The sequence below is a fragment of the Actinoplanes sp. NPDC049265 genome (assembly GCF_043197135.1).
Classification (GTDB): Bacteria; Actinomycetota; Actinomycetes; order Mycobacteriales; family Micromonosporaceae; genus Actinoplanes.
Genome location: NZ_JBICSP010000001.1, coordinates 228,268 through 251,692, shown reverse-complemented (window position 1 = coordinate 251,692; position 23,425 = coordinate 228,268). Strand labels below are relative to the sequence as shown.

Genomic DNA, 23,425 nt, shown 5'->3' with positions numbered 1-23,425 from the left:
ACTCGGAGGATGGCGACCTGGCTGACTCCCGAGGAGCAGCGGGTCTGGCGGTCGCTGCACGGCGTACTCCTGGTGCTGCCGCAGGCGCTGGACCGGCAGCTGCAGCAGGACTCGCAGTTGAGCCTGCTCGAGTACTACGTGGTCGCGGGCCTGTCCGAGGCGCCGGGGCGGACGGCCCGGCTCAGCGATCTGGCCCTCCTCACCAACGCCGAACTGTCCCGCATCTCCCATCTGGTGGCCCGGCTGGAGCGGCGCGGGCTGGTGCGGCGCCGGCCCGACCCGGATGACGGCCGCTACACCAACGCCGTCCTCACCGAAGAGGGCTGGGAGGTCGTCCGCGAGGCCGCCCCAGGTCACGTGGCAGCGGTACGCCGGCTGGTCTTCGCCGGGCTCGACGAGGCGGGCCTGCGTGACCTGGCCCGGCAGATCGACCGCCTCGCGGACTCCGTCGGCCGGCCGGGGTGGAAGGCGTGATCTTCCGCAACCCCGACTTTCGCCGGCTGTTCGCCGCCGAGCTCGTCGTCTTCGGGTCCGACTGGTTCGTGATGGTGCCGCTGCTGGTGCTGCTGCCCGAGCTGACCGGCAGCGGCGTGTGGGGCGCCCTGGTGCTCGCGGCCGACACCGGCATCACGGCGCTGCTCCTGCCGTACACCGGAATCATCGCCGACCGCTACGACCGCCGCCGGATCATGATGATCGCGAACCTGGCCGCGATCGTCGCCGTGTCGATGCTGTTCCTGGTCCGGTCGGCCGCGACCGCCCCGCTGGCGCTGGTCGCGGTCGGTCTGGTCGCGGTGGCCAAGGCGTTCTACTCGCCGGCGGCCACCGCCGCGCTGCCCAATGTGGTCGATCCGGCCGACCTGGCCACGGCCAACGCCGTCGCCGGCTCGGCCTGGGGCACGATGACCATCGTCGGCGCGTCGCTGGGCGGGGTGGTGAGCAGCGCTTTCGGGCCGTACGTGAGTTTTGGCGTGACAGTGCTCTGCCTGCTGCTGGGTGCGCTCGCCACCTCGATGATCCGCCGGCCGTTGCAGGCGCCGCGCACGTCGTCCGAACGCCCGGCGCTGGGCGAGTCGTTCCGCTACGTCGCCGCCCGGCCGCGGATCCGGGCGCTGGTCACGGTCAAGTCCGCGGTCGGGCTGGGCAACGGCGTGCTGACCGTCTTTCCGCTGCTCGCGGGCCTGTTCGGGGTGGGCGCGCTCGGCGCCGGACTGCTTTTCGCGGTACGCGGCGCCGGCGCCCTCGTCGGCCCGCTGGTCATGGGTCAGGTGCTGCGGAAACGCTCCTGGCTGCTGCCGGGCCTGGCCCTGTCGATGACGCTGTACGGGCTCGGCTACATCGGTGTCGCGTTCACCCACTGGTTCTGGCTGGTGCTCGTGCTGGTCTTCGTCGCGCACTTCGCCGGCGGCACCAACTGGGTGCTCTCCAACTACGCGCTGCAGGGCGAGGTACCGGACCGGCTGCGCGGCCGGGTCTTCGCCACCGACATGATGCTGGCGACGCTGGCCATCGCCGTGAGCCAGCTGGGTGCGGCGGCGGTGGTCGATCACGTCAGTGAGCGCGCGATCCTGGTGGGTTGCGGTTTGATCACGGTGGCGTACGCGGTGGGCTGGCGGATCGCCACCCGCCGGCTGAGCCTCAGTGACCCGGATACGGAGGAGGCTGCCGCGGGTACGGATCCGCGAGCGGGGTCGCCGGATCCGCCGCCGGCCGGCTGACCAGGGCCGCGATCAGCAGGCTGAGACCGACCGCGGTCAGCGACGTCAGGATCAGGCTGACGGCCGCGCTGATCAGCCCGAAACCGGACGGCTGGAGGTCGAGCGAGGCGATCAGCTGGGGAAACGAGATGGTCCAGATCATGCTCAGGATCAGCTCGCCGGTGAGCAGGGCCAGGCCGATCATCGCGAGGGTGGTGCTGCGGGCGCCGAGCCGGGCCCGGCGCGAGCTGATCAGGACGAAACCGGCGATCAGGACCACCAGCAGTGGCAGCTGAACGAGAAGACTGGAAAACGCGAACGCCATGGCCAGGCACGTTATCGGGTGGGTGCGAGAATCACCGGATGCCCCTGACCTTCGTCGCCGGTCCGGCGCGTGTGCGCACCCCGGCGACCAGCGCCAACCTGGGCCCGGGCTTCGACGCGCTCGGGCTGGCGCTGTCGCTGCACGACGAGCTCACCGCCACGGTGACCGGCCCGGGTGTCCGGGTCGAGATCTCCGGCGAGGGTACGGACGAGCTGCCCACCGACGACGGCCACCTGGTCGTGCGGGCCATGCTGGCGACCTTCGACGAGCTGGGGGAACGCCCACCCGGACTGGCCGTGAGCTGCGTGAACCGCATCCCGCAGGCGCGTGGCCTGGGGTCCTCCTCGGCCGCGATCGTGGGCGGCGTGCTGCTCGCCCGGGGCCTGGTCGAGGGGGGTGAGGCGCTGCTCGACGACGCCGGCGTGCTGCGGATCGCGGCCGGGCTCGAGGGCCACCCCGACAACGTCGCGCCGTGCCTGCTGGGCGGCTTCACGATCGCCTGGACCGAGGGTGCCGGGGCGCGCGCGGTCACGACCAAGACCCATCCCGACGTACGCCCAACTGTCTTCATCCCGTCCGAACGCGGCTACACGGCCTCGGCCCGGCGCGCCCTCCCGGCCGATGTGCCGCACGCCGACGCCGCCTTCAACTCCGGTCGCTCCGCCCTCCTGGTGCACGCCCTCACCACCGACCCCACGCTGCTGCTCCCGGCCACCGAGGACCGCCTGCACCAGGGCTATCGAGGCGACGCCATGCCCGGGACGACCTCGCTGGTGGCCGCCCTGCGCTCGGTCGGCGTGGCCGCCGTGGTGAGCGGAGCGGGACCCTCCGTGCTGGCGTTCACCGAGGTCCCGGGCGATTTCACAGCGGGAACAGAATGGCGCGCCGTGTCGTTGGGCGTGGATGGCGGCGGAGCCCTTGCGAAAGGGAGTATGGTTAGACACGCCGAGCGGGGCACTGTTGCCGCAGGTCGCACGAGTTGACTACGCTCAAGACCTAGCACAGCCGCGAGGCAAGCGATCTACCGCGGTTCGGCGCGCACCCCCGGGAGCATGGCAGTTCTTTGCCTGCCTCATCTCTCACTTCAAGGCACACGCCGGGCAGCAGTTCTCCAGATCGAAACCGGTGCTCTTCAACGAGACCTTCCCCGTCATCGTCCGACGGGGCCGGGGCCACCGTCGAGCTGCCGTGCTGCACAAAACCCCCGCTCCGCTCTGCGGCGGCGGGATCCGAGGCACCCGGCCACCAAGGCTGCAGAGACCCGGGTGACTTGGCTTTTTTCGACGGAAGGAATCCATTGAGCGACACCACCGACGTGACGTCGGGTGTTTCTGACGTCGCTGACGACGGCGCCGGCACTCCGGCGGCCACGAAGCGTCGCCGTGGCGGCACCGGCCTGTCCGCGATGTTGCTGCCCGAGTTGCAGAGTCTCGCCGCGTCCCTCGGCATCTCCGGCACCGCCCGGATGCGCAAGGGCGAGCTGATCACCGCGATCTCCGAGCGTCAGGCCGGGGGCGCGCCCACGGCCGCCGCCGAGCCGGTACGCGCCTCCCGGAGCCGGTCGAACGGCTCCTCGGCGCCGGCTGTCGAGGCCCCGGTGGTGGCCGAGGCGGCTCCGGTCGCCGTGGCCACCGCACCGGTGGTCACCACGCCGCCGGCCGACGCGCCGACCGCACCGCAGCCGAACTCCGCGCCGGAGCCGGTGGCCGTGGCCGCCGAGACGCAGACCGCGCCGGCCGGCGAGACCGACCAGCGTGAGCGTTCCGAGGGCCGCGAGCGCAACGACCGTGGCCGCAACCGCAACCGCGGTGACCGCACCGACCGTGGCGACCGTGGCGGCGAGCGCAACGACCGTGGCGGCGAGCGTGGCGAGCGCACCGACCGCGGTGAGCGCACCGACCGCACCGACCGCACCGACCGCAGTGAGCGTGGCGAGCGCACCGACCGGGGTGGCGACGGCGAGCGCGGCGATCGTGGTGAGCGGGGAGACCGCGACCAGCGCGATCGCACCGACCGCAACGACCAGCGCAACGAGCGCAACGACCGGGGCGGGCGCAACGACAACCGCAACGACTCGGACGACGACGACCACGACGGCGGCGAGAGTGGCCGCCGGAGCCGGCGCAGCCGGTTCCGTGACCGGCGCCGGGGCCGCGACCGTGACCAGGGCGAACGCGACAGCGGCGGCCGCGAGCCGCACGTCGCCGAGGACGAGGTGCTCGTCCCGGTGGCCGGCATCCTCGACGTGCTGGACAACTACGCGTTCGTCCGCACCACCGGCTACCTGTCCGGGCCGAACGACGTCTACGTGTCGATGTCCCAGGTCAAGAAGCACGGCCTGCGGGCCGGCGACGCGGTCACCGGCGCCGTCCGGTCCGCGCCCCGCGACAGCGGCGACCCCAGCGGCAACTCGCGCCGCGACAAGTACAACCCGCTGGTCCGGCTGGACACGATCAACGGGATGGAGCCGGAAGAGGCCCGGCGGCGGCCGGAGTTCTACAAGCTGACTCCGCTCTACCCGCAGGAGCGGCTGCGGCTCGAGAGCGAGCCGCACATCCTCACCACCCGCGTGATCGACCTGGTCATGCCCATCGGCAAGGGGCAGCGGGCGCTGATCGTGTCGCCGCCCAAGGCCGGTAAGACCATGGTGCTGCAGGCGATCGCCAACGCGATCACGCACAACAACCCCGAGTGCCACCTGATGGTCGTGCTGGTCGACGAGCGGCCCGAAGAGGTCACCGACATGCAGCGCACGGTCAAGGGCGAGGTCATCGCGGCCACGTTCGACCGTCCGCCGCAGGACCACACCGCGGTCGCCGAGCTGGCCATCGAGCGGGCCAAGCGCCTGGTCGAGCTGGGCCACGACGTGGTCGTGCTGCTCGACTCGGTGACCCGGCTCGGCCGGTCGTACAACCTGGCCGCGCCGGCCTCCGGCCGCATCATGTCCGGTGGTATCGACTCGACCGCGCTCTACCCGCCCAAGCGGTTCCTCGGGGCGGCGCGCAACATCGAGAACGGCGGCTCGCTGACCATTCTCGCCACCGCGCTGGTCGAGACCGGCTCGATGATGGACACGGTCATCTTCGAGGAGTTCAAGGGCACCGGTAACGCCGAGCTCAAGCTCGACCGCAAGATCGCCGACAAGAGGACCTTCCCGGCGGTGGACGTGTCCGCCTCCAGCACCCGTAAGGAAGAGATCCTGCTGGGCAAGGAGGAGCTGGCCATCGTGCACAAGCTCCGCAAGGTGCTCAGCTCCCTGGAGTCGGCGGCCGCCCTCGACCTGCTGCTCGACCGGCTCAAGCAGAGCCGGACGAACATCGAGTTCCTGATGCAGATCGCGAAGTCGACCCCGGGCGAGTAAGTCCCGCGCACCGCGAAGGCGCGGTCACCTCATCGTGGGGTGACCGCGCCTTTTCGCGTCGCACAGCCGGTGTGAGCAGCCACGACCGGGGTCGTGCGAACCTCCTGCGATGAACGTTCCCGGGTACCGCGACCATCCGACCGAACGGTGGGACCCGGTGGCACCGGCGGACCCCGGCGAGGCCGAGGACTTTCTCCGGCGGTGCTACCTGGAGAACGCCAAGCTCGGTCCGGTCGAGCCGCGGCTGGCCATCGTGCGGGCGCAGATCGCCGCCACCGGCAGCTACGTGCACACGACCGAGGAGCTGGCGTACGGGGCGAAGCTGGCCTGGCGCAACGCGAGCCGGTGCATCGGGCGGCTCTACTGGCGGAGCCTGGTCGTGCTGGACCGGCGGCGGGCGCGTACCGCGGACGACATCTTTTCGCTGTTGGTGCACCACCTGACGACCGCGGGACGGTCGGCGATCAGGCCGGTGATCAGCATTTTCGCCGCGGCGGAACCGGGTCGCCCGTACGCCCGGGTGTGGAATGAGCAGTTGATCCGCTATGCCGGTTATCCGGGGAGAGGTGACCCGCGGCAGATCCGCTTCACCGAGGCGATGCGCGGCTTGGGCTGGCGCGGCAAGGGCGAGGCGTTCGACGTGCTGCCGCTGGCGATCGAGACCCCGGCCGAGGGCGTGCGGCTGTACGAGCTGCCCGAGCGCGCGATCCGCGAGGTGCCGATCACCCACCCCGAGTACGGCTGGTTCGCCGAGCTGGGCCTGCGCTGGCACGCGATCCCGGCGATCGCCAACATGCGCCTGACCATCGGCGGCGTGCACTACCCGCTGGCGCCGTTCAGTGGCTGGTACATGGGCACCGAGATCGGGGCGCGCAGCCTCGCCGACCGCGACCGCTACAACCTGCTCCCGGTGGTGGCCGCCCGGCTGGGCCTGGACACCGGCCGCGAGTCGACCCTGTGGCGGGACCGGGCGCTGGTCGAGCTCAACCGAGCCGTCCTGTGGTCCTTCGAACAGGTCGGCGTGAAGATCGCCGACCATCACACCGAGTCGGAGCGGTTCCTGGCCCACGTACGCAGCGAGGAGCGGGCCGGACGCCCGGTGCCGGCCGACTGGTCGTGGATAGTGCCGCCGATGTCCAGCAGCCTCACGCCGGTGTTCCACCGCTACTACGACGAGCTGGACCTGCGGCCCGCGTTCTACCTCGACGAGGAAGCGGCGGCTCTCGCCCGGGACGGGACGCGTTGCCCTCACGCCGACGCGTCAACGCCCACCTCGGTGGAGGGTGGGTTGCGCTGACCGACGATCCGCCGCCTCCCCCACCCCTGCACTGGGTGGGTCGGAATGTAGCGCGCGGCGACGGTGAAACAGGGCGGTTATCCACAGGCCGTCAGGCGAATTCGTTGACTGCGGACCCGGCGGGAACGGTCGTGAAGGCTGGGCGTACCCAGCAGAGGAGCCTATGGGGCAGGTCGGCCGCGGCGATGCGGCCGGCGCTGCGTACCACGAAGCCCTCGGAATTTCGCGGGTCGCGAGAGCGAGACCAGGCCGCGCGGGCCGCCGACAACCCGACCCCGCGGTAGAGGACCGGGACGACCGGCAGTTCCAGGCGTTCGGCCCAGTCCACAGTGTCGTCCCAGCCCAGCAGAGTGTCCGTTTCGTCCCAGATGCCGAAGACGACGAAGACGCCGGGGAGGTCGGTGTAGGCGATGCCGCGCCGGGCCCACATCGACTCGCCGCAGACGCGCCACTCGTCGGGGATGTGGTGGGCGATCATCGTCCAGAGGGCGGTGGCGGGGCGGTCCCAGGGTTCGGCCGGGGCGCCGCCGGGGCCGTGTACGCCGTCGCGGGTGAAGGTCAGCTCGCCGCCGTCCAGCTTCTCGGTCACCACGAGTTCGCCGTCCAGCCAGGACAGGTCGGGCTGGATGGGGGCGCCGGCCGAGCCGGGCAGGTGGTGGAAGCTCATCGCAGGTACTTCCGGTGCATGGTGCGGATGGCCGGCTCGCCGACGCGCTCCTCGGGCGGGCGGGTGGCGTCGCGGCGGACGCACTCCTCGACCGGTACGCCGGTGAAGTCGTGGATCTCGAGGGTGGCCCCCAGCCGGGTGGCGAGCGCCGTCCAGTCGCGGACCAGGCCGGGCCGCAGGTTGGTGTCGTCGATGATCACGTCCGCCCTCGCCTCGAGCAGCCTCTCCACGGTGCCGCGCTGGACCGTGCTGACCAGACCCTCGGCCCAGGGGGTGTAGAGGCGCCGGCCGTGCAACATGCGACGCAGGTCGTCACGGTTGACCCGGACCACCCAGGGTTGCAGCCGGCGGGCGAAAGTGGTCTTGCCCGCGCCCGGCAGGCCCCGGGTGATCAGCAACCTGGTCACCGGGACATCTTGCCCTGACAAGCGGGAATGCGGCGAGGGTAGCTCACGTTCCAACCCCCGGAAGGCCAGTCCGCCGCCCGACATGGCAGACTGGTACATCGGCCACTGGTTCCGGTTCCCGCCCATACACCTGACGGGCGACCCGGCGACCGCCATTCGAGAGGACCGAGCGCACATGAAGCCCGACATTCACCCGCAGTACCAGGCGACCGAGGTCATCTGTTCCTGCGGCAGCACCTTCACGACCCGCAGCACCGCCCAGGGCGGCGAGATCCGCGTCGAGACCTGCTCCGCCTGCCACCCGTTCTACACGGGCAAGCAGCGCGTGCTGGACACCGCGGGCCGGGTCGCCAAGTTCCAGGCGAAGTACGCGAAGGTCAACGCCGGCAAGAAGAAGTAACGACCTCCACGGCGCCCCGCCTCCGGATTTCCGGGGGTTGGGCGCCGTTTGCTTTCACAGGAGCAGACAGTGAGCAACGACCGGCTCAGCACCCTTCTCGAGGAATACCGCAGCCTGGAGAAGCAGATGGAGGACCCCTCCATCCACGCCGACCAGGCCCTGGTACGCCGGGTCGGTCGTCGCTTCGCCGAGCTGGCGCCGCTCAACGCCGCCCACCTCGAGCTCGAGGCCGCCCGGGCCGACCTGGCCGCGGCCAAGGAACTGGCGGCCGAGGACCCGGGCTTCGCCGGCGAGGTCGAGGCGGTCGCCGCGCTGCTGCCCCCGCTGGAGGAGAAGCTCGGCGAGATGCTGGCCCCGCGCGACCCGCACGACGCCAAGGATGTGATCGTCGAGATCAAGGCGGGCGAGGGTGGCCAGGAATCGGCCCTGTTCGCCGGCGACCTGCTGCGCATGTACACCCGGTACGCCGAGCGGCACGGCTGGACCGTCGAGGTGATCGACTCGCAGGAGTCGGACCTGGGCGGCGTCAAGGACATCTCGGTGGCGGTGAAGACCCGGGGCGTGCCCGCCGGCGGCCACGGCGTCTGGTCCCGGCTCAAGTGGGAGGGCGGCGTGCACCGGGTGCAGCGTGTGCCGGTCACCGAGTCGCAGGGCCGGATCCACACCAGCGCGGCCGGCGTGCTGGTGCTGCCCGAGGCCGAGGACGTCGACGTGCAGATCGAGCCCGGTGACATCCGGGTCGACGTGTTCCGTTCGTCCGGTCCGGGCGGGCAGTCGGTCAACACCACCGACTCCGCCGTACGGATCACCCACCTGCCCTCCGGCATTGTGGTGAGCTGCCAGAACGAGAAGAGCCAGCTGCAGAACCGCGAGTCGGCGATGCGCATCCTGCGGGCCCGGCTGCTGGCCGCGGCCCAGGAGGAGGCGAACGCGGCGGCCTCCGACGCGCGCAAGGCCCAGGTGCGTACGGTCGACCGCTCCGAGCGCATCCGCACCTACAACTTCCCGCAGAACCGCATCACCGACCACCGCATCGGCTACTCGGCGTACAACCTGGATCTGGCCCTCAACGGCGACCTCGACGGCGTGCTCGACGCGCTGGCCGAGGCCGACCGGCAGGCCCGGCTGGCCGGGGACACCGAGCTCAGCCGACGTCAGTGACCACGATCTCCTGATCCCGCGGGTCGTTCGGGAGCATCCCGCCCAGCGCCGGATCCTCGGGCTGCTTCGCCACCTGCGGTTGTGGTGGCGCCGGGGCGGGCCGGTCGCGGGGAAACAGGCAGACCAGCCGGCTGCCGGAGAGCTGACAGCCCTGTTCGCCGGTGGGTGGGAGGGCGCCGGCGAGCCGGAGCGTGTTGTCCGGTCGCAGGTCGTTGACGGTCATCCGGGGCACCGTGCTGCGGCTGGCGGCGAGCAGCAGCAGGCGGTCGCCGGCCGGGTCGAGCACTGTCGTGCCGATCGGAAAGTGGCTGATCCACTGGCCGGTGCGCATGTCGACGATGCCGTTGCCGTTGCCGCTCTGCGACTCCACGAACATCCGGTTGCCGCCCAGCGGGTGGCCGTAGTCCCAGCCCGTGCTGTGCCAGCGGGCCCGGCCGGTGCGCGGGTCGAGGGCGTCCACGCCGACCTGTTCGGAGCCGCGGCAGAGGAGGCCGCCGCACTCGAACAGGCCGCCGAGCCGGGTGCCGGTGATGGTGTCGGTCCACAGCTGGCGCAGGGTGGTCCGGTCGTGGGCTGAGATCCGCATGGCGCCCTTCTCGACCGCGACCATGAGCAGGACGTCGCCCAGAGCCGGGGCGTACGCGTAGGCGTCGTTGCCGGCGTCGGGGGAGAGCCACGGGAGCCGGTCGGAGCGGACGAGCACGCCGTCAGCCAGGGTGCGGACCTGGGTGGCGCCGGTGCGGCCGACGACTATCACGTCGGTCGGCTCCGCCGGGGTGCCACCGGCCAGGGTCAGGGTGCTGACCGGGTCGTTCTCCGGCGGCTGGTACGACCACACGTCCGACCCGTCCACCGTGCGAATCACGTGCATCCGCAGGATGGCGCCGGCGCGCGTACCCCACTCGACCAGCAGAGCCTTGCCCGCCGCGTACCCGTAGAGCTCGCCGTCGTGCCGCCAGCGCTCCCGGCCGGACGCGGCGTCCAGCGCGATGACGCTCTGCACCGGCTCGCTGCCGTCGGCCAGCTGCGCGGTCTCCGGCACCAGGGCCAGCCCGGGAATGTCGGCGTTGACGTAGCCGACCGGCGACTTCGACCAGTACGTCCACAGCAGGCGCCCGTCGGCCATCGCGTGCGCGTCGACCCCGGGCGTCATCCCGGTCTTCTGCACGTAGAGCGTGTCGCCGTGCACCGTGAACGGCTCCGGCGACGCCGGGATGCGCCACAGCGTCCGCATCGATCGTGGTTCCGGTCGGACCGAACCGGTCACCGAGACCACGGTCAGCAACGCCACCACGATGATCAGCAGCCGGCGCAGCTCGTGCGGGTGCACCGGGCGGGCGGGAGGCTCGACGGCCGAGCTCCGGGACACCTCGCCCAGCTCGATGAGGGTCATGGGGTGACGGCCGGGATCCGGTTCGCCGCGGCCGCCGCCAGCGCCGCGGCCAGGGTGCGGCCGTTGACGCCGACCTCGGACCAGCCGGCCGCCATGCCGATCGGCGTGCCCGGCACGATGGTCTGCCAGTTTTCCGCCGCTGTGGCCGCGCTGAGCCGCCGGGACACCTCGGCCGCCTGGGCCGCGCCGGCGCCGGGCAGGACCACCACGAACTCGTCGCCGGCGAACCGGGCCACGAAGTCACCACGTCGCATGACCCGATTCAACACCCCGGCGATCCGCTGCAGGACCAGGTCCCCGCGGGCGCGTCCGTGCCGGGCGTTGACCTCGCTGAACCCGACCAGGTCGCAGACGCCGACCGCGGCCCGCTCGCCCCGGTCGAGCATCGCGGTGATGTAGTGCTCCAGCTGCCGCCGGTTGGGCAGGCCGGTCAGCGGGTCGGTGAGCGTCTCGTCGCCGTAGCGGCCGACCGCGCGCGGCTCGACCTGCTGGGCGTCGAGCCGGGCGGCGACGCCGTCCAGGTAGCCGTCGCGGAGCCGGTCGATCCGCTGGGCGGCCAGCCGGAACGCGTGCCGGTCGGCGGCGTGCGCGGCCGCGTGGTCGCCCGCGGCGGTGTAGCAGATGCTGCGCAGCCGGGCCGGTTCGGCCGCGCCGAGCACGTCGGCGGCGACCGGGACGGCGTCGAGCTGGGCCAGCGCCTCGGCCGGTTTGCCGTCGGCGATGGTCAGGCACACGCCGCCGAGGTGGCGCAGGTCGCGGGTGCGGGCGCTGTCGCCGCCGCGGGACAGCCAGGTGGTCGCGTCGGTGTCGGTGCGCTCGCCCAGCGCGGCCCGGCGGGCCAGGGCGTAGCCGTAGACCGCCCGGCTGTGCGGGCGCAGGCGCACGTCGGCGCCGGTCAGCACGTACCGGGTGAGTTCCGCGTCGATGTCGCGCAGCACCCGCAGGCAGCCGTCGGTGTCGCCGTGGTGGTCGAGGGAGACCGCGTTGCGGAGCCGGATGCCCGGCGCGGCGAACACCTCGGGGGCCAGGCCGGCCGCGGCGCCGACCTCGCGGGCCTGCTCGATCGCGGTCAGCGCGTGGCCGTGGAAACCGAGGTATGAATACGCCATGGCCAGGTCGTGCCAGCCCCAGGCGGTCTCGGTGTCGCCGTCGGTGACCGCGGCCAGCGCCCGGGACGCCTGCACCAGGTGCGTGACGCCGCGGTCGAGCGCGCTCTGCAGGTGGGCGGCGAGCGCGGCGAACGCGTGCATCTGACCGCGTAGGTAAGGATCGGGCACCTCGCGTACGGCCTGCGACGCGAAGGTCATCGCGGACGCGAACTCAGCCACCCGGCCCAGGTTGATGAGCGCCCCGAAACGCTGGATCAACGCGTAGGCCCGGGTGGTCGGGTCGGTCGTCGAGTCCAGCACGCGATCGAGGATCGGGAGCGCCCGAGCGGACTTGCCGCCCTGTTGCAGACGCCCGGCCTCCCGCAAATCATCGACATGATCCGCGAGCTGGTCCAACCAACTCACCAGGCGCCTCCCCGGCCGCTCAGCGTCATACGCGACGTTCCATGATTATGCCGTGACACCGGGATACGAACACCCCTCGCCCGGCACGGACCGGACACCGCTCGCCCCGATCCTCCGCCGCGCCGCATCTGACCTGGTCGATGCCGGGGTGGCGAGTCCGCGTACGGACGCCGAGCTGCTCGCCGCGCATGTCCTCGGCATCGGACGGGGCCGGCTCGCCCTCGTCGGCACGGTCCGCCCGGACGAGGCGGCCCGGCTGTCCGAGCTGATCGCCCGCCGCGCCCAGCGGGTCCCGTTGCAGCACCTGATCGGCACCGCCGCCTTCCGCCACCTCGACCTGGCCGTCGGCCCCGGCGTCTTCATCCCGCGGCCGGAGACCGAGCTGCTGGCCGGTTGGGGGATCGAGCGCACCGCGCCCGGGGCGACGGTGGTCGATCTGTGCAGCGGCAGCGGCGCGGTCGCCTGTTCGGTGGCCGACGAGACGGAGGCGGGGCGGGTGATCGCCGTCGAGCGGTCGCCGGAGGCGCTGGTCTGGCTGCGGCGCAACGCGGGCTCGGCGGTCGAGGTGGTCGAGGCCGACGTGACCGATCCCGGGCTGCTGGGCGAGCTCGACGGGCGGGTCGACGTGCTGTTGTGCAACCCGCCCTACGTTCCGGACGGCACGCGGGTGCCCGCCGAGGTGGCCGAGCACGATCCGCTCGACGCGGTCTTCGGCGGCGGCGACGGCCTGACGGTGATCCGGCCGGTCGTCGCGGCGGCGGCTCGTCTTCTGCGTACGGGCGGAGCTCTCGCCATCGAACACGACGACACCCAGGGCGACGTGGTCCCCGCTCTCCTCCGTGCCGACGGCCGCTTCACCTCGATCACCGCCCACAGCGACCTGACCGGCCGACCTCGCTTCACCACCGCCTTCCGCGGGTTTTGAGCGCAACCCAGCACGCACGTGGAGCGAAGCGACCTCGGCGGGAGCAGCGGTCTGCACCACCCACCCCGCTACGACCTGAATTGAAGGGTTTTGCAAGGGGCCCGAGACACGAGGCCGGTGAGCGGCCCATGGCAGACTGCACGTCGTGATGCTCTACGACTGCCGGACCGTGGCCGATCGCGATCGGGGGATCGCCGCCGCCGTCGACGCGGCCAAGAGCGGCGAGCTCGTGGTGTTCCCCACCGACACGGTGTACGGCATCGGGGCCGACGCGTTCACCGCGCACGCGGTCCGCGCCCTGCACACCGCCCGCGGCACGGACCAGCAGGTTCCGCCGCCGGTGCTGGTCGGGTCCCGGCACACCCTCGACGGCCTGGTCTACTCGCTGCCCAAGGCGGCCCGGGAGCTGGCCGACGCGTTCTGGCCGGGCGGGCTGACCCTCCTGGTCGAGCACTCGCCGAGCCTGCAGTGGGACCTGGGCGAGACCGACGGCGTGGTCGCCGTGCGGATGCCGCTGCACCCGGTCGCGCTCGAGGTGCTGCGCGAGGTCGGGCCGATGGCCGTCACCACGGCCAACAAGGTCGGTGCGGCCGCCCCGGTCACCGCCGAGGCGGCCCGCGAGCAGCTGGAATATTCCGTACGCGTCTATCTCGAAGCCGGTGCGGCCGCCGACCCGGCCACCAGCACGGTCGTCGACGTCACGGGCGACGTGCCCCGGGTGGTTCGGGCCGGCGCGATCCCGCTGGAGAAGCTCCGCGACGTGGTGGCGGACATCGTCGCCGCGGAGGCCTGAGTTGGCGCCCTTCACCGTCCTGCACGTCTGCATGGGCAACATCTGCCGGTCGCCGATGGCCGAGCGGCTGCTCGACCGGGCCGTTCGCGACCGGGCGCCGCAGGCCGGTGACCTGGTGCGCAGCGTGAGCGCCGGCACCGGCGGGTGGCACGAGGGCGAAGAGATGAACCCGCCGGCCGCGCGCCAGGTGCGGGCCCGCAACGGTACGCCGGACGGGTTCGCCGCCCGCAAGCTGCGCGGCGACTTCCTGGACGACGCCGACCTGATCCTGACCGCCACCGCCGACCAGTACGACTACGTGGTGGCGTTGCGCCCGGACGCGGCCGGCCGGACGTTCGTGCTGGGCGAGTTCGGCCGCCTGCTCGCCTCGGTCCCGCCCGGCGACCTGCCCACCGCCGACGTGTACGCCCGGGGCGTGGCCATCGTCGAGGCGGCCGAGCGGCTGCGGGCGGGCGAGCCGGCCCAGCCCGGCGACGACCTGGATGACCCCTGGGGCCGCGGCGACCAGACGTTCCAGCGGGTCGGCGACGAGATCGAGGACACCACCGTCCCGTTCGCGGCCCTGCTGCTCCCATGACCGGCGAGATCGTCCTCCCGGACGCGGCCGGGCTGGCGCGGGCGGCCGAGCTGCTGCGGGCCGGCTCGGTGGTCGCCTTCCCCACCGAGACTGTGTACGGCCTGGGCGCGCACGCTTTCTCCGAGCAGGCCGTGGCCGAGATCTACCGCTTGAAGAACCGCCCGTCCTGGAACCCGCTGATCGTCCACGTGCCGACCGTGGCCGAGGCCCGCAAGCTGGCCGCCGAGTGGCCGGGCACCGCGGACGAGCTGGCCGACCGGTTCTGGCCCGGCCCGCTGACCCTGGTCGTCCGCCGTGCGGCCGATCTGGGCGGGGTGGGCGCGGCCAACGACACGATCGCGATCCGGGTGCCGGCCCACGACGTGGCCCTGCGACTGCTCGAGGCGGCCGGGCTGCCGCTCGCCGCGCCCAGCGCCAACCGCTCCGAGAGCCTGTCGCCGACCACCGCCGAGCATGTGGTGCGCAGCCTGCCCGACGTGCCGCTGGTGCTGGACGGTGGCGCCTGCCGGTGGGGGATCGAGTCGACGGTGCTGGACGTGACCGGTGCGACGCCGCGGCTGTTGCGGCCGGGGGCGCTGAGCCTGCGGGCGATCCGCGAGGTCACCGGCCGGGTCGCGCTGCCTTCGGAGGCGGTCTTGGACGGGAGCGCCCGTCCCTCGCCGGGGATGAGTAAGCGGCATTACGCGCCACGGGCACGCCTCGTTCTCGTCGATGAGATCATAAATCCGGACAAAAGCGCCGGGCTGCTCAGCGTCGACGAACGGCCGGACGCGGAGGTCCTGGGCGACGACCCCGAGGAATACGCCGCCGACCTCTACGCCGCCCTGCACCGCCTGGACGACCTGGGCGTCGCCACGATCATCGTTCAGAAGCCGCCGGCGACCGAGGACTGGCTGGCCGTACACGACCGTCTGAATCGCGCGGCAGCGCGGTAGCGGCGCGGGCCATGTTGCGCAGCATGGCGCCGAAGATCAGGCCGTGAAAGGGCAGGACCGCCGCCCAGTACGCCTGCCCGGCCAGCCCGCGCGGCAGAAAGACGGCCCGCTGCAGGTAGACCGAGTGGTCCGGCCCGTCGGGGATCGCCCGCATCTCCAGCCACGCCCGCCCCGGCACCCGCATCTCGGCCCGCAGCCGCAGCAACGAGCCGGGCTGGATCTCCTCGACCCGCCACCAGTCCAGCGCCTCGCCCACCTGCAGCCGGTGCCGGTCGCGGCGGCCCCGGCGCAGGCCGACCCCGCCGGCCAGCCGGTCCGCCCAGCCGCGGATCGACCAGGCCAGCGGGATCGAGTGCCAGCCGTTGTCGCCGCCGATGCTCTCGATGACCTGCCACAGCGCCGCGGCGGGGGCGTGCACCCGGCGGGTCCGGGAGTCGACGTGCAGCGTGCCGCCGGACCAGGCGGGGTCGGTGGGCAGCGGCTCGGCCGCCGGATCCAGGCCGGACGCGGTCGACCAGCGGGTCTCCACGTCGGCGTCGCGGACTCGGCCGAGTGCCCGGCCGACGGCGTCGTCGAAGCCCAGGGTCTCGCCGGGGACCAGCTGCGCGATGTCGTTCTCGTGGGCCACGGCCTCGTGGATCAGGCTGCCGACGAGCGGGCGGGCGATCGCGTTGGGCACCGGCGTGACCAGGCCGACCCAGTGGGCGGAGAGCCACGGGGTGAGCGGCCGGAGCGGCACGATCCGGCGGCGCGGAAGACCGGCGACGCGGGCGTACCGCTGCATCATCTCCTGGTAGGTGAGCACGTCGGGGCCGCCCACGTCGAAGCCCCGGTTGATCGAGCCGGGCAGGTCGGCGCAGCCGATCAGGTAACGCAGCACGTCGCGGACGGCGATCGGCTGGATCCGGTTGCGGACCCAGCGCGGCGTGATCATCCAGGGCAGCCGCTCGGTCAGGTAGCGCAGCATCTCGAACGACGCCGAGCCCGACCCGATGATCACCGGCGCGCGCAGGACGGCCGTCGGCACCGCGCTGTCGAGCAGGATCTTCGCCACCTCGGCACGGGAGCGCAGGTGGGGTGACCGGGTGCCGCTCGCGGGTGGTTCGGGACCGCCGAGATAGATGATCCGGTGTACGCCGGCCCGCTCGGCCGCCGCGGCGAAGTTGCGGGCCGCCTCCCGGTCGAGCCGCTCGAAGTCGGGCCGGCCGAGCGAGTGCATCAGGAAGTACGCGACCTCGACGCCCTCGAACGCGGCGGGCAGCGTCGCCGGGTCGGACAGATCGCCCTCGACCACCTCGACGCCGGACGCCCAGGGGACGTCACGCAGCCGGGCGGCGCTCCGCGACAGGCAGCGCACCTCGTGACCCTCGGCGACCAGCCGGGGCGCCAGGCGACCGCCGATGTACCCGGTGGCGCCGGTGACCAGACAACGCATAACCGCACTGTGCCCTCGTGCCCGCGAACTAACCAATATGCTGCGGAAAGGCGACGAGGCCGTTCGAGGGAGCGGGTTGATGGACGCGTTCTGGGGTCCCGACTTCGACATGCTCGGGCGGACCGACCCGGAGATCGCGGCGATCGTGCTCGGTGAGCTCGACCGGCAGCGCTCCGGCCTGCAGCTGATCGCCAGCGAGAACTTCACGTCGCCGGCCGTGCTCGCGGCGCTCGGCTCGACGCTGACCAACAAGTACGCCGAGGGGTATCCGGGGGCGCGCTACTACGGCGGCTGCGGCCAGGTGGATCAGGCCGAGGAGCTGGGCGTACGCCGGGCCAGGGAGCTCTTCGGGGCCGAGCACGCGAACCTGCAGCCGCATTCCGGCACGGCGGCGAACCTGGCCGCGTACGCCGCCCTGGTCCAGCCGGGCGACACGGTGCTGGCCATGGACCTGCCGCACGGCGGCCACCTCAGCCACGGGAGCCGGGTCAACTTCTCCGGCAAGTGGTTCCACCACGTCGGGTACCCGGTCCGCCCGGACACCGAGCTGATCGACTACGACGAGGTGCGCGACCTGGCCCTGGCCCACCGGCCGGCGCTGATCATCTGCGGGGCCACGGCGTACCCGCGGCTGATCGACTTCGCCGCCTTCCGGTCGATCGCCGACGAGGTGGGCGCCTATCTCATGGTGGACGCCGCGCATCTCATCGGGCTGGTCGCCGGCCTGGCCGTACCCTCGCCGGTCCCGCACGCCGACGTGGTCACCTGCACCACCCACAAGGTGCTTCGCGGCCCGCGCGGCGGCATGATCCTGTGCCGCGCCGAGCTGGCCCGGCGGGTGGACAAGGCGGTCTTCCCGTTCACCCAGGGTGGCCCGATGATGCACGTGATCGCGGCCAAGGCGGTCGCCTTGCGGGAGGCGTCGCAGCCGGAGTTCCGCGGGTACGCCGGGCAGGTCGTCGCCAACGCCCGGGCGCTGGCCGAGGGTCTGGCCGCCGAGGGGATGCGCCCGGTCGCCGGCGGCACCGACACCCACCTCGCCCTGGCCGACCTGCGCGAGCTCGGGGTGAGCGGTTCCACCGCCGAGGGACGCTGTGACCGGGCCCGGATCACGCTGAACAAGAATGCGATCCCGTACGACCCGGAGCTGCCGACCGTGGCCTCCGGGATCCGGGTGGGCACGCCGTGCGTCACCACCCAGGGCATGCGGGAGGGTGAGATGCGGCGGATCGCCGGTCTGATCGGCCGGGCCGTCCGGGACGAACCGGGCGCTGTCGCCGACGAGGTCGCCGAGCTCGTGCGAGACTTTCCCGCCTACGGACGGCAGGAAGTGTTCGCATGACCGAGAAGGACCACGACCTCGAGGAGGCCGTGCCGGCGCAGCGCGTACCGGCCGGTGTCTTCCGCACGATCCTGGGCAAGGACCAGGACGACGAGGACGATGATCGCCCGCTGCCCGACCTGCCGCCGCTGCCGGACGACCCGCGCTGGCGCATCGAGCACCTGCCGTTCGTCCTGGCCGTGGGCTTCGCGCTGGTGCTCTGCGCGGCCTCCGCCGGCTTCCTGATCGGCGGGGCCACCACCGCGCTGGGCGCCGCGGCCGGCATGCTCGTGGTGACGATCGGGGTGAGCATCACGACGCTGGTGATCGCCTGGGCCGACGTGATCCGGCCGCAGCTGGTGATGCCGGTCGGCCTGGCCGCCTATGTGATCAAGTACGCATTGATCGTGTTCCTGATGATCGCGGTGGCGAACGCCGAGTGGCCGGGCGGTAAAGCGATGGCCTGGTCGATCGCCGCCGGCGCGGTGCTGCTGACCGGCGTGCAGATCTTCTGGCTGAGCCGGATCGCGCGGCAACGTACCCCGTGATCTCCCGGATTAGTGCGTTTCGGCAGGCCAATGGGGGATTCTCCACGCCCGATTTGGTGACAGATGCGCGTCACTCGTGGCGTCGGCTTGCCGGGCAGGAGTACTGTCTCGCTCCAGTTGAGCGCCGACCCGCGCCCGGACAACATCACGTTGCCTGGGGGGTCCTGGCTAGGCTCCTGTTTCACACTGATATCTTTCTCCCGTCATGGCCGGTCAGCAGCCCCCAGCAGAACCCCCGAGGGACGACGCCCCACCGCCGCCTGGTTCGAGCGCCGGTTGGACAGCGGTCAGTTACCTCATCGGGGGGATGCTCGTCTGGGGCGGGATCGGCTGGCTGGTGGACCACTACCTGCTCGGCACCAAGGGCATCGCGATGGGAATCGGCGCGGTGATCGGCGGGGCCGCGGGTGTCTACCTCATTGCGCGCCGGCTCGGCGCCTGACCTGGAAGGGCTTCTGGTGACCGGTCAGACGTTGACTGTCCTCGCGGCGGATGTTCCGTTCCCGCCGACGGTGGAGGACTTCTACCTGCCCAGCATCGTGCCCTGGGGTGGCCACGGCGAGTGGTTCACCAAGATCACGCTGATGCTGTGGCTCTCGGTAGCCATCCTGATCATTTTCTTCCTGGTCGCGTACCGCAAGCCCAAGCTGGTACCGACCAAGGCGCAGTGGCTGGCCGAGTCGGCCTACGGGTTCGTGCGCAACAACATCGCGGTCGAGATGATCGGCAAGGAAGGCCTGCGCTTCGCGCCCTACCTGGCCACCCTGTTCTGCTTCATCTTCATGATGAACATCTGGGGCATCATCCCGTTCTTCCAGATCTCGCCGAACTCGCACATCGCCTTCCCGATCATCCTGGCCATCATCAGCTGGGTGATGTTCATCTACCTCGGGTTCAAGCGGCACGGCATCGGCTACCTGAAGATCGCCCTGGTCCCGCCGGCGCCGTGGTTCATCCTGCCGATCCTGGTGCCGATCGAGTTCTTCTCGAACTTCATCGTCCGGCCGTTCTCGCTGGCCATCCGGCTCTTCGCGAACATGTTCGCGGGTCACATGCTGCTGCTGGTGTTTACGCTCGGCGGGTTCGCGATGATCAATTCCAACGTGCTGCTCGCGCCGGTCTCGCTGCTGAGCTGGTTGATGACGATCGCGCTGACGTTCCTGGACTTCGCGATCATCGCGCTCCAGGCGTACGTGTTCACGGTCCTGACCGCCAGCTACATCCAAGGCTCGCTCGCCGAGGGGCACTAACCCGCCGCCTCGGTCCCTGATTTCCCTTGTAACACCCGTTGTCGTCCCGCATGACACTCATGCGAGATTCGGAAGGAATCCCGAAATGGCACTTGCCGAAGTAGTGGGTAGCACCGCCGCCATCGGTTACGGCCTCGCGGCCATCGGCCCGGGCGTCGGCGTGGGCCTGGTCTTCGCCGCCTACATCCAGTCGACCGCTCGCCAGCCCGAGGCGGCCCGCATCACGCAGCCGTTCCTCTGGATCGGCTTCGCCGTGGTCGAGGTTCTCGCCCTGCTGGGCATCGCGTTCGGCTTCATCTGGTCCGGCCAGTGACCCTCGGCCTCGTTTAGGAGGTGCTCATGCCGTCATCTTTGATCCTCCTGGCCGCTGAGGGCGGGGAGGCCAAGCACAGCCCGATCGTCCCGCTGATCCCGGAACTCATCCTCGGCACGATCGCGTTCGCGATCGTCTGCTTCGTCCTGATGAAGTTCGTCTTCCCCCGCATGGAGGAGACGTTCCGCGCCCGGGTCGACGCGATCGAGGGCGGGATCAAGCGGGCCGAGGAGGCGCAGGCCGAGGCCAACTCGCTGCTCGAGCAGTACCGCGCGCAGCTCGCCGAGGCTCGCACCGAGGCGGCTCGCATCCGCGACGAGGCGCGCGCCGACGCCGAGGGCATCCGGCAGGACGTCCTGGCCAAGGCTCGTGAGGAATCCGACCGGATCATCGCGGCCGGTCGCGAGCAGCTCGCCGCCCAGCGCGAGAGCATCGTGCGCGACCTGCGGTCCGAGGTCGGCACGCTGGCCGTCGACCTGGCCAGCAAGATCGTCGGTGAGTCGCTGGCCGACGAGGCGCGCAGCCGCGGCACGGTCGACCGCTTCATCTCCGACCTGGACTCGACGGGCGGGCGGCGCTGATGGCGACCGCCACCCGCGAGGCCTACGGCGCGGCGGAGGAAAAGCTCGCCGCCGGCACCGCCACGGCCACGGCCGCGCAGCTGACCGAGGTCGCCGCCGAGATTCTCGCGGTGGCCGGTCTGCTGCGCGGCGAGCCCCGGCTGCGCCGCGCGCTGACCGATCCGGCCCGCCCCGGGCAGGATCGGTCCGAGCTGCTCGTCTCGCTGCTCGGCGGCAAGGTGTCGGCCACCGCGGTGGACGCCCTCGCGGTGCTCGTCGCCGGTCGCTGGTCGCGGCCGACCGAGCTGCTCAACGCGGCCGAACGTCTCGGTGTGGACGCGACGCTCAGCGCCGCCGACAAGTCCGGGAAGCTCGCCGACGTCGAGGACGAGCTGTTCCGCTTCGGGCAGATCGTCAGCGGGAACCCCGCGCTCGCGGTCACGCTCAGTGACCCCGGAGCGGCTGCACCGCGCCGGGCTAAGCTGGTCGAGGACCTGCTCAAGGGCAAGTCCCAGCCGGCCACGCTCCGACTCGTCGAGGTGGCGATCGAGGGCCTCGGCGGCCGGGGCTTCGAGGCCTCGCTGACCCGGTTGGTGGAGCTCACCGCCGCGAAGCGGGACCGTGAGGTCGCCTACGTGACCGTCGCCAAGCCGCTGGCCGACGCCGACGAGGACCGCCTCGGCGCCAAACTGTCCGAGATCTACGGCCGCCAGGTCTCGCTGAAGGTCGCTGTCGACCCGCGGGTCATCGGCGGCGTCAGCGTCCGGGTCGGCTCCGACCTCTACGACGGCACGATCCTGCGCCGCCTCACCGAGGCGAAGCAGGCGTTCGCCAAGTAATCGTTTTTCCGACTTCCCCTCGGTGACCGACGTCCCGAGCTGACTAGAGAAGGCAGAGGATGGCCGAGCTGACCATCTCCTCGGACGAGATCCGGGGGGCGCTAGAGCGCTACGTCTCGTCCTACACGCCCGAGGTCTCCCGTGAGGAGGTCGGCATCGTCTCCGATGCGGGCGACGGCATCGCGCACGTCGAGGGTCTGCCCTCGACGATGGCGAACGAATTGCTCGAGTTCGAGGACGGCACGCTGGGTGTCGCCCTGAACCTCGACATCCGCGAGATGGGTGTCGTGGTCCTGGGCGAGTTCGCCGGCATCGAGGAGGGGCAGCAGGTCAAGCGGACCGGCCGCGTTCTCTCCGTGCCGGTCGGCGACGCGTTCCTGGGACGCGTCGTGAACGCCCTCGGCGAGCCGATCGACGACCGCGGCGACATCGAGAGCGAGGGCTTCCGCGAGCTCGAGCTGCAGGCGCCGAACGTGATGGCGCGGCAGCCGGTGAAGCAGCCGCTGCAGACCGGCATCAAGGCGATCGACGCCATGACGCCGATCGGTCGCGGCCAGCGCCAGCTGATCATCGGCGACCGCAAGACGGGCAAGACCACCGTCGCGCTCGACACGATCATCAACCAGCGCGCCAACTGGGAGTCGGGCGACCCGGAGAAGCAGGTTCGCTGCATCTACGTCGCCATCGGTCAGAAGGCCTCCACCATCGCGAGCATCCGTGGGACGCTCGAGGAGCAGGGCGCTCTGGAGTACACGACGATCGTGGCCTCCCCGGCGTCCGACCCGGCCGGTTACAAGTACATCGCTCCGTACACCGGCTCGTCCATCGGGCAGCACTGGATGTACAACGGCAAGCACGTCCTGATCGTCTTCGACGACCTGACCAAGCAGGCCGAGGCCTACCGCGCCGTGTCGCTGCTGCTGCGCCGCCCGCCGGGCCGTGAGGCGTACCCGGGCGACGTCTTCTACCTGCACTCCCGGCTGCTGGAGCGCTGCGCCAAGCTCTCCAACGACCTGGGTGGCGGCTCGATGACCGGCCTGCCGATCATCGAGACCAAGGCCGGCGACATCTCGGCCTACATCCCGACCAACGTCATCTCGATCACCGACGGCCAGATCTTCCTCGAGGGCGACCTGTTCGCCTCCGGTGTGCGTCCGGCCATCAACGTGGGCACCTCGGTGTCCCGGGTGGGCGGTTCGGCGCAGGTGAGGGCGATGCGGTCGGTGTCGGGCCGGCTCCGTCTCGACCTGGCCCAGTTCCGTGAGCTGGAGGCCTTCTCGGCCTTCGCCTCCGACCTGGACAAGGCGTCGCGGGCCCAGCTGGAGAAGGGCGTGCGCCTGGTCGAGCTGCTCAAGCAGCCGCAGTACTCGCCCTACTCGGTGGTCGAAGAGGTCCTGGTGATCTGGGCCGGCACCACCGGCCAGCTCGACGACATCCCGGTCGGCGACGTGCGTCGCTTCGAGGGCGAGATGATCGACTGGTTCAAGCGCCACCGCAGCGAGGTGCTGACCAGCATCGAGTCGACCGGTCAGCTCTCCGACGACAACGTCGAGAGCCTCCAGTCCGGCATCAACGAGTTCAAGGACCTGTTCAAGCAGGGCGACACCGGCGTCTCGGTGAACGAGCCGGAGGCCAAGCCGCTCGAGGGCGAGCAGAGCCACGAGACCGTGACCCGCGAGGTCCGGCCGGCCCAGGACGAGAGCTAGC

General features: G+C 71.6%; 25 protein-coding genes. 19 read left to right on the top strand and 6 right to left on the bottom strand.

Annotated features, from left to right (window positions below; translation table 11 throughout):
- Nucleotides 1–9 precede the first annotated feature (9 nt).
- Both ACGFIO_RS01170 and ACGFIO_RS01165 read left to right on the top strand, forming a co-directional pair.
- On the top strand, nucleotides 10–474 hold the full coding sequence (locus ACGFIO_RS01170) for a MarR family winged helix-turn-helix transcriptional regulator (RefSeq protein ID WP_392820427.1): 465 nt from the start codon (nucleotides 10–12) through the stop codon (nucleotides 472–474).
- On the top strand, nucleotides 462–1,718 hold the full coding sequence (locus tag ACGFIO_RS01165) for an MFS transporter (RefSeq protein ID WP_392820425.1): 1,257 nt from the start codon (nucleotides 462–464) through the stop codon (nucleotides 1,716–1,718). The genes ACGFIO_RS01170 and ACGFIO_RS01165 overlap by 13 nt, the downstream gene beginning before the upstream one ends.
- Here ACGFIO_RS01165 and ACGFIO_RS01160 read toward each other — a convergent pair.
- Nucleotides 1,639–2,022 (bottom strand): hypothetical protein, encoded by a 384-nt coding sequence (locus ACGFIO_RS01160; RefSeq protein WP_392820422.1) that lies wholly within the window; start codon nucleotides 2,020–2,022, stop codon nucleotides 1,639–1,641. The genes ACGFIO_RS01165 and ACGFIO_RS01160 overlap by 80 nt on opposite strands.
- A gap of 38 nt (nucleotides 2,023–2,060) precedes the next feature.
- On the opposite strand from ACGFIO_RS01160, the gene thrB reads away from it, so the two are divergent.
- The 3 genes from thrB to ACGFIO_RS01145 all read left to right on the top strand — a co-directional run bounded on the left by thrB (nucleotide 2,061) and on the right by ACGFIO_RS01145 (nucleotide 6,680).
- Entirely contained in the window at nucleotides 2,061–3,005 is a 945-nt protein-coding gene (thrB, locus tag ACGFIO_RS01155) for a homoserine kinase (protein ID WP_392820420.1), read from the top strand.
- 314 nt (nucleotides 3,006–3,319) lie between these two features.
- Nucleotides 3,320–5,383, top strand: coding sequence for a transcription termination factor Rho (rho, locus tag ACGFIO_RS01150; protein WP_392820418.1), 2,064 nt, complete (start codon nucleotides 3,320–3,322; stop codon nucleotides 5,381–5,383).
- A gap of 109 nt (nucleotides 5,384–5,492) precedes the next feature.
- On the top strand, nucleotides 5,493–6,680 hold the full coding sequence (locus tag ACGFIO_RS01145; RefSeq protein WP_392820415.1) for a nitric oxide synthase oxygenase: 1,188 nt from the start codon (nucleotides 5,493–5,495) through the stop codon (nucleotides 6,678–6,680).
- A 91-nt stretch (nucleotides 6,681–6,771) separates the two neighbouring features.
- Here the strand turns inward: ACGFIO_RS01145 and ACGFIO_RS01140 are convergent, their stop codons facing one another.
- A complete protein-coding gene (locus tag ACGFIO_RS01140; protein WP_392820412.1) occupies nucleotides 6,772–7,347 on the bottom strand; it encodes an RNA ligase family protein in 576 nt (191 codons plus the stop codon).
- On the bottom strand, nucleotides 7,344–7,754 hold the full coding sequence (locus ACGFIO_RS01135) for an AAA family ATPase (RefSeq protein WP_392820410.1): 411 nt from the start codon (nucleotides 7,752–7,754) through the stop codon (nucleotides 7,344–7,346). The genes ACGFIO_RS01140 and ACGFIO_RS01135 overlap by 4 nt, the downstream gene beginning before the upstream one ends.
- Before the next feature lie 175 nt (nucleotides 7,755–7,929).
- Between ACGFIO_RS01135 and rpmE the strand changes: the two genes are divergently transcribed.
- Both rpmE and prfA read left to right on the top strand, forming a co-directional pair.
- Nucleotides 7,930–8,154: a 50S ribosomal protein L31 gene (gene rpmE / locus ACGFIO_RS01130; protein WP_392820408.1), complete on the top strand. Its 225-nt coding sequence runs from the start codon at nucleotides 7,930–7,932 to the stop codon at nucleotides 8,152–8,154.
- A gap of 69 nt (nucleotides 8,155–8,223) precedes the next feature.
- Nucleotides 8,224–9,315 carry a peptide chain release factor 1 gene (gene prfA / locus ACGFIO_RS01125; protein WP_392820405.1) on the top strand — a complete coding sequence of 364 codons (1,092 nt, stop codon included), beginning with the start codon at nucleotides 8,224–8,226 and terminating at the stop codon, nucleotides 9,313–9,315.
- Here the strand turns inward: prfA and ACGFIO_RS01120 are convergent.
- Together ACGFIO_RS01120 and ACGFIO_RS01115 are read right to left on the bottom strand one after the other, a co-directional pair.
- The gene (locus ACGFIO_RS01120) at nucleotides 9,299–10,708 is read right to left on the bottom strand and encodes a hypothetical protein (protein WP_392820402.1); all 1,410 of its coding nucleotides are present in this window, start codon (nucleotides 10,706–10,708) and stop codon (nucleotides 9,299–9,301) included. The two genes, prfA and ACGFIO_RS01120, sit on opposite strands and share 17 nt — an antisense overlap.
- Nucleotides 10,705–12,222: a diguanylate cyclase domain-containing protein gene (locus ACGFIO_RS01115; RefSeq protein ID WP_392820399.1), complete on the bottom strand. Its 1,518-nt coding sequence runs from the start codon at nucleotides 12,220–12,222 to the stop codon at nucleotides 10,705–10,707. Before ACGFIO_RS01115 ends, ACGFIO_RS01120 begins: the two co-directional genes overlap by 4 nt.
- 52 nt (nucleotides 12,223–12,274) lie before the next feature.
- Between ACGFIO_RS01115 and prmC the strand changes: the two genes are divergently transcribed.
- The 4 genes from prmC to ACGFIO_RS01095 all read left to right on the top strand — a co-directional run bounded on the left by prmC (nucleotide 12,275) and on the right by ACGFIO_RS01095 (nucleotide 15,452).
- Complete coding sequence (gene prmC, locus ACGFIO_RS01110) at nucleotides 12,275–13,147, top strand: peptide chain release factor N(5)-glutamine methyltransferase (protein ID WP_392820396.1); 873 nt, start codon at nucleotides 12,275–12,277, stop codon at nucleotides 13,145–13,147.
- Between the two features lie 148 nt (nucleotides 13,148–13,295).
- Nucleotides 13,296–13,940: an L-threonylcarbamoyladenylate synthase gene (locus ACGFIO_RS01105; RefSeq protein WP_392822520.1), complete on the top strand. Its 645-nt coding sequence runs from the start codon at nucleotides 13,296–13,298 to the stop codon at nucleotides 13,938–13,940.
- Nucleotide 13,941: 1 nt separating this feature from the next.
- Complete coding sequence (locus ACGFIO_RS01100) at nucleotides 13,942–14,517, top strand: phosphotyrosine protein phosphatase (protein ID WP_392820394.1); 576 nt, start codon at nucleotides 13,942–13,944, stop codon at nucleotides 14,515–14,517.
- Nucleotides 14,514–15,452: an L-threonylcarbamoyladenylate synthase gene (locus ACGFIO_RS01095; RefSeq protein WP_392820392.1), complete on the top strand. Its 939-nt coding sequence runs from the start codon at nucleotides 14,514–14,516 to the stop codon at nucleotides 15,450–15,452. The genes ACGFIO_RS01100 and ACGFIO_RS01095 overlap by 4 nt, the downstream gene beginning before the upstream one ends.
- Here the strand turns inward: ACGFIO_RS01095 and ACGFIO_RS01090 are convergent.
- A complete protein-coding gene (locus ACGFIO_RS01090; protein ID WP_392820389.1) occupies nucleotides 15,376–16,887 on the bottom strand; it encodes an SDR family oxidoreductase in 1,512 nt (503 codons plus the stop codon). The genes ACGFIO_RS01095 and ACGFIO_RS01090 overlap by 77 nt on opposite strands.
- 79 nt (nucleotides 16,888–16,966) lie before the next feature.
- Between ACGFIO_RS01090 and glyA the strand changes: the two genes are divergently transcribed.
- The 8 genes from glyA (at nucleotide 16,967) to atpA (ending at nucleotide 23,424) form a co-directional block, all read left to right on the top strand.
- On the top strand, nucleotides 16,967–18,229 hold the full coding sequence (glyA, locus tag ACGFIO_RS01085) for a serine hydroxymethyltransferase (protein WP_392820387.1): 1,263 nt from the start codon (nucleotides 16,967–16,969) through the stop codon (nucleotides 18,227–18,229).
- Nucleotides 18,226–18,756, top strand: coding sequence for a hypothetical protein (locus ACGFIO_RS01080; protein ID WP_392820384.1), 531 nt, complete (start codon nucleotides 18,226–18,228; stop codon nucleotides 18,754–18,756). Before glyA ends, ACGFIO_RS01080 begins: the two co-directional genes overlap by 4 nt.
- A 307-nt stretch (nucleotides 18,757–19,063) precedes the next feature.
- A complete protein-coding gene (locus ACGFIO_RS01075) occupies nucleotides 19,064–19,198 on the top strand; it encodes a hypothetical protein (protein WP_392820382.1) in 135 nt (44 codons plus the stop codon).
- A 16-nt stretch (nucleotides 19,199–19,214) separates the two neighbouring features.
- On the top strand, nucleotides 19,215–20,006 hold the full coding sequence (gene atpB / locus ACGFIO_RS01070) for a F0F1 ATP synthase subunit A (protein ID WP_392820379.1): 792 nt from the start codon (nucleotides 19,215–19,217) through the stop codon (nucleotides 20,004–20,006).
- Nucleotides 20,007–20,091: 85 nt separating this feature from the next.
- Entirely contained in the window at nucleotides 20,092–20,319 is a 228-nt protein-coding gene (locus ACGFIO_RS01065; protein WP_392820376.1) for a F0F1 ATP synthase subunit C, read from the top strand.
- Between the two features lie 38 nt (nucleotides 20,320–20,357).
- Nucleotides 20,358–20,900 carry a F0F1 ATP synthase subunit B gene (locus ACGFIO_RS01060; protein WP_392822518.1) on the top strand — a complete coding sequence of 181 codons (543 nt, stop codon included), beginning with the start codon at nucleotides 20,358–20,360 and terminating at the stop codon, nucleotides 20,898–20,900.
- Nucleotides 20,897–21,718, top strand: coding sequence for a F0F1 ATP synthase subunit delta (locus ACGFIO_RS01055; protein WP_392822517.1), 822 nt, complete (start codon nucleotides 20,897–20,899; stop codon nucleotides 21,716–21,718). Before ACGFIO_RS01060 ends, ACGFIO_RS01055 begins: the two co-directional genes overlap by 4 nt.
- Nucleotides 21,719–21,777: 59 nt before the next feature.
- On the top strand, nucleotides 21,778–23,424 hold the full coding sequence (gene atpA / locus ACGFIO_RS01050) for a F0F1 ATP synthase subunit alpha (RefSeq protein ID WP_392820373.1): 1,647 nt from the start codon (nucleotides 21,778–21,780) through the stop codon (nucleotides 23,422–23,424).
- Nucleotide 23,425 lies beyond the last annotated feature (1 nt).

Coding starts and splice junctions, on each gene's coding strand:
- ACGFIO_RS01065 (WP_392820376.1), top strand. CDS start 20,092: ATGGCACTTGCCGAAGTAGTGGGTAGCACCGCCGCCATCGGTTACGGC.
- ACGFIO_RS01145 (WP_392820415.1), top strand. CDS start 5,493: ATGAACGTTCCCGGGTACCGCGACCATCCGACCGAACGGTGGGACCCG.
- rpmE (WP_392820408.1), top strand. CDS start 7,930: ATGAAGCCCGACATTCACCCGCAGTACCAGGCGACCGAGGTCATCTGT.
- ACGFIO_RS01095 (WP_392820392.1), top strand. CDS start 14,514: ATGACCGGCGAGATCGTCCTCCCGGACGCGGCCGGGCTGGCGCGGGCG.
- glyA (WP_392820387.1), top strand. CDS start 16,967: ATGGACGCGTTCTGGGGTCCCGACTTCGACATGCTCGGGCGGACCGAC.
- ACGFIO_RS01075 (WP_392820382.1), top strand. CDS start 19,064: ATGCTCGTCTGGGGCGGGATCGGCTGGCTGGTGGACCACTACCTGCTC.
- ACGFIO_RS01080 (WP_392820384.1), top strand. CDS start 18,226: ATGACCGAGAAGGACCACGACCTCGAGGAGGCCGTGCCGGCGCAGCGC.
- ACGFIO_RS01160 (WP_392820422.1), bottom strand. CDS start 2,022: ATGGCGTTCGCGTTTTCCAGTCTTCTCGTTCAGCTGCCACTGCTGGTG.
- atpA (WP_392820373.1), top strand. CDS start 21,778: ATGGCCGAGCTGACCATCTCCTCGGACGAGATCCGGGGGGCGCTAGAG.
- ACGFIO_RS01170 (WP_392820427.1), top strand. CDS start 10: ATGGCGACCTGGCTGACTCCCGAGGAGCAGCGGGTCTGGCGGTCGCTG.
- ACGFIO_RS01120 (WP_392820402.1), bottom strand. CDS start 10,708: ATGACCCTCATCGAGCTGGGCGAGGTGTCCCGGAGCTCGGCCGTCGAG.
- thrB (WP_392820420.1), top strand. CDS start 2,061: ATGCCCCTGACCTTCGTCGCCGGTCCGGCGCGTGTGCGCACCCCGGCG.
- ACGFIO_RS01140 (WP_392820412.1), bottom strand. CDS start 7,347: ATGAGCTTCCACCACCTGCCCGGCTCGGCCGGCGCCCCCATCCAGCCC.
- ACGFIO_RS01090 (WP_392820389.1), bottom strand. CDS start 16,887: ATGCGTTGTCTGGTCACCGGCGCCACCGGGTACATCGGCGGTCGCCTG.
- ACGFIO_RS01105 (WP_392822520.1), top strand. CDS start 13,296: ATGCTCTACGACTGCCGGACCGTGGCCGATCGCGATCGGGGGATCGCC.